This window comes from Streptomyces sp. SID12501 (assembly GCF_010550245.1).
Lineage (GTDB): Bacteria > Actinomycetota > Actinomycetes > Streptomycetales > Streptomycetaceae > Streptomyces.
On the sequence record NZ_JAAGLU010001073.1, the window covers coordinates 1 to 384 of the forward strand.

A 384-nucleotide genomic window follows, 5' to 3' on the forward strand; every position below is an offset into this window, starting at 1 on the left:
GGTGGGTGTCGTCGGCACCGAGGCTAGGGACCACGTGCGAGGGGGCGCTTCTCGGATCCTGACGAGACCCGTGCGCAGCCGACGTGCCGGGGCGACCGGCGTGGCGATCGACGTCGACCGTCGGGGTGGCGGGATTCGAACCCACGACCTTCCGCTCCCAAAGCGGACGCGCTACCAACCTGCGCCACACCCCGCGCGCGTGCGCACGGGGCGGCACGGCACGCACACCCTACCGGCGCCCCTCGCTAACCTGTCGCCCGACCTTCCCCGGCGGGCGCCCCCGCCGACGGACAGCGTCACGGCGCGACGGACAGCGGCGTGCCCGTGTCCGTCGACCGCGGCGCTGTCCGTCGCGGTGAGGAGAGGTGCGCGGGGGGCACGGGC

General features: G+C 75.5%; 1 tRNA gene. It reads right to left on the reverse strand.

Annotated features, from left to right (window positions below):
• Window positions 1-120: 120 nt before the first annotated feature.
• Window positions 121-194, reverse strand: a tRNA-Pro gene (locus G3I71_RS49880).
• Window positions 195-384 lie beyond the last annotated feature (190 nt).